The 3,652-nt window shown below is 75.6% G+C and carries 3 protein-coding genes; 1 reads left to right on the plus strand and 2 read right to left on the minus strand.

Annotated features, from left to right (window positions below; translation table 11 throughout):
* Positions 1–2,214 (plus strand): tetratricopeptide repeat protein (locus FOE67_RS19775; protein WP_182666180.1); only part of this gene is annotated, 2,214 nt, incomplete at its 5' end.
* A gap of 69 nt (positions 2,215–2,283) precedes the next feature.
* Here FOE67_RS19775 and FOE67_RS19780 read toward each other — a convergent pair.
* Complete coding sequence (locus tag FOE67_RS19780) at positions 2,284–2,475, minus strand: hypothetical protein (RefSeq protein WP_182666182.1); 192 nt, start codon at positions 2,473–2,475, stop codon at positions 2,284–2,286.
* A complete protein-coding gene (gene mca / locus FOE67_RS19785) occupies positions 2,472–3,395 on the minus strand; it encodes a mycothiol conjugate amidase Mca (RefSeq protein WP_182666184.1) in 924 nt (307 codons plus the stop codon). The genes FOE67_RS19780 and mca overlap by 4 nt, the downstream gene beginning before the upstream one ends.
* Between the last annotated feature and the right edge of the window lie 257 nt (positions 3,396–3,652).

A 3,652-nucleotide genomic window follows, 5' to 3' on the forward strand; every position in this document is an offset into this window, starting at 1 on the left:
ACCGGGGCCCGCCCCGGCTCGGTGACCGTCCGCAGCACCCGCTGCCGCCCGAGCCCTCCCCGGCGGCCATCGAGCGCGCCCAGCGCAGCGGGGCCATCGCCGCCTACCGCGCCGGCACCCGGGCCGGCGCCGACGCGGTCGCCAACGGCCCCGGCCGCCGACCCGCCGGCCCCCGACGACCCCGACGCGACCGCGGCCCTCGAACGCCTCGCGGCGGCCTGCGCGGGCCGGCCGCTGCTGCTGCGCCTGCTCGGCGCGGCGCTGGAACACCGCCCGGCCGCCGACCTCGTCCGTGCCCTGACCGCGCCCGTGTCCGGGGACGCGCCCGGCGAGGCGGAGGACCCCACCGGGCGGGTGCTGTCGCTGTGTGCCGAACACCTCGGGGACCCCGCCCGTCGGCTGCTGCGCCGGCTGGCCGTGGCCGGTCGTGCCGCCGTCGGCCCCGCCGCCGCCGTCGCCCTCCTGGACACCGACCGCGCCGCGGCGACCCGGCACGTGGAGGAGCTGGCCCGGGCCGGATTCCTCCAGCCGGTGCGCGGCAACCGCCACCGGCTGCACGAGTCCGTGCGCCGCTTCGCCCGGGCCCTGCTCAACGAGGAGGAGACCGCCGAGGAGCGCGCCGCCGCCCGCGAACGCCTCATCCGCAGCTACGCCGAACTGGCCGACACCGTCATCCGACTCGTGGACGGCAACATCACCACCCGCACCGACGCCCTGCCCGGCGCCGCCGGTCGGCACGGCTTCACCTCCCTGGCCGCCGCCCTGCGCTGGCTGGACGAGGAGGCCGACTTCATCACCGCCACCCTCCGGCACGCCGACCCGTCGGTGGACCGGGACGCGATGCTCCGGCTGCTCGGGGCCCTGTGCGACTGGTGCCTGCTCCGCGGTGACCTGCACCGCCTGGGCGAACTCAACGCCATGGTCCGTGCCCTGGACGAGGAACGGTTCACCCGCTCGGTCCGCTGGCGCACCGGTGTCGCCGAGCGCCAGCTCGGCGAACTGGACAAGGCCCGCACCACGCTGACCTCGGTCGTCGGCCTCTACCGCGAGGACCGCAACCGGGCCGGCGCCGCCCGCGCCCTGCGCGACCTGGGCATCACCCTCCAGCACCAGGGGCGGCTCCCCGAGGCCGCGGAACGGCTCGGCGAGGCGCTGGAGACCCAGGCAGCCGAGGGGTTCGCGGCCGACCGCGCCTGGACCCTGCACGCGTTGGCCGCCGTGGAACGCGAGCGCGGCCGGGTCCTGACCTCCGGCCGTTTGCTGGAGGAGGCGCTGGAACTGCACCGCACCGGCGGCAGCGTGCACGGCGAGGCGTGGACCCGCTTCCAGCTGGCGCAGACCCTGCTGCGGCGCGGCCGGACCCCCGACGCCGAGCGCGAGCTGGAGGCCGCCGCCGACCTGTACGAGCGGTCCCGCGACCCCCGTGGCGGAGCCTGGGTCCTCACCGAACTCGGCCGGGCCCGCCTGGTCGACGGCGACGGCACCGGCGCCGTCGAGCGGCTGGAGACCGCCCTCACCCGGCACCGGGAGACCGAGGACGTGCGCGGCGAGGCCTGGACCCTGCACCACCTGGGGCTGGCGCTGGAGGAGCGGGGCGACCCCGCCGAGGGGGTGCGGCTGCTGGAACGGGCGCGCGGCATGTTCAACCGCATGCCGGACATCCACGGCCTGGCCTCCGCCCGCCACCACTCCGGCCGCGTCACCCGCGACGTCCGGGCCGAGGCCACCGGCTCGCTGCGCAACAGCGGCTTCTCCCGCCAGTTGCTGCTCGACGCGCGTCGCGACTTCCGCCGCGCCGGCGCGCCCTACGGGGACGCCTGGTCGGCGCTGGAGCTGGCCGTGGTGGACGCGGGCAACGAGCGCGCCGGGCAGGCCCTGGAACTGACCGACGAGGCACTGGCGGTCTTCACCGAGGGGTACGGGGAGGGGGTGCCGGACGCCCGCGGCACCGACTGGGCCCGCTTCCTGCGCTGCACCCTGCTGCCGCTGGCCTCCCCCGGCGGCCCGGAGGTCGGGGCGGTGGTCGCCCAGGAGGAGCTGGAACGGCTGCGGCGCGAGGACCACCCGCTGCGCGACCCGGCGCTCGCGGACGCCGTGGAGGCGTTCGCGGTGATGCTGGGACGCGACCGGGGCCCGGAGGAGGGGTGGACGGCGTGGCGGCTGGGCCTGGTGCCGCGCCGGGCCGCCGCCGACGTGATCGGGGTCACCGACTGACCCCCGGTCCCGGGGGCCGGCCGCGCCGGGTGGGGGTCGGGCGCCCCGGCCCCCACCCGGCGCCCGGGCTCAGTCCCCCCGCTCGTCCCGGCGGGCGTCCAGACGGTTGAGCCGGCCGCTCATCGAGCGCAGCAGGATCCACACCGCCGCCCCGAGGGCGGCGAAGATCGTGAACCCCAGCACGCCGGGGGTCACGGTGAACTCGTTCAGCTCCCGCGCCGGGTCGGCCAGGAACATCACCACGGAGGTCGAGTCGCTCATGGGGCCATTGTCCCGGGTGCCCCGGGGGTGGCGGACCCCCGGTCGGCCGGCAGGTCACGGACCCCCGCGAACAGGTCCGACTCCGGCAGGGTGGTGTCCACCCGGCTGCGGGCCAGCTCGTACTCCTCGGTCGGCCACACCTCCTGCTGGACCTCCAGCGGTACCTTGAACCAGCCGCCGTCGGGGTCGATCTGGGTGGCGTGCGCCAGCAGCGCCTTGTCGCGGATCGGGAAGTACTCCGCGCACGGCACGTACGTGGTCAGCTCGCGCTCCGCCCGCTGGAACTCGTCCCAGCGGCGCAGCCACTCCCCGTACGGGGACTCCATGCCGCGCTCCAGCATCGCGTTGTGCAGCGCGAGCGTGCGGGGACGGTTGAAGCCCTGGTTGTAGTAGAGCTTCGACGGCGTCCACGGCTCACCGGCGTCCGGGTAGCGCTCCGGGTCGCCCGCCGCGTCGAAGGCCACCATCGAGACGCGGTGCGTCATGATGTGGTCCGGGTGCGGGTACCCGCCGTTCTCGTCGTAGGTGGTGATCACCTGGGGTCGGAAGGAGCGGATCAACCGCACCAGCGGCTCCGCGGCCTCCTCGGGGTCCTGCAGCGCGAAGCAGCCCTCGGGCAGCGGGGGCAGCGGGTCGCCCTCGGGCAGCCCGGAGTCCACGAACCCCAGCCACTCCTGCCGCACGCCCAGGATCTCGCGGGCCTCGGCCATCTCCCTGGCCCGCACCTCGTGGATGTTCTCCTCGATGTACCGGTCGCCCTGCAGGCGCGGGTTGAGGATCGATCCGCGTTCGCCGCCGGTGCAGGTGACCACCATCACCTCGACACCCTCGGCCACGTACTTGGCCATCGTCGCCGCGCCCTTGCTCGACTCGTCGTCGGGGTGGGCGTGCACGGCCATCAACCGCAGTTGCTCTGTCAAGACTCGGTCCTCGCCGTCTCGCTCCGGGATACGCCTTCTATAGTGACCGATGGGGAAGGCTCCCCATTCCCGCTTTTTCCGGTGCTTTCCCCGTTCAGGGGGTTCGCCGGCCGCCGGGGGAAGGGCACATCGGGCCGGGGGCGCCGGGAGGACCACCCGGACTGACACACCGGGGACCGGGGGAGACCGGGAACACACGAGCGAGCACACCGGGAACGCGAGGAACCACGCATGACGTCCGAGAGGCACCCCGGGAC

This window comes from Streptomyces calidiresistens (assembly GCF_014141525.1).
Classification (GTDB): domain Bacteria; phylum Actinomycetota; class Actinomycetes; order Streptomycetales; family Streptomycetaceae; genus Streptomyces; species Streptomyces calidiresistens.

Excerpts from the sequence above, each read along its gene's own strand:
- FOE67_RS19780 (WP_182666182.1), bottom strand. The coding sequence starts at position 2,475 with ATGAGCGACTCGACCTCCGTGGTGATGTTCCTGGCCGACCCGGCGCGG.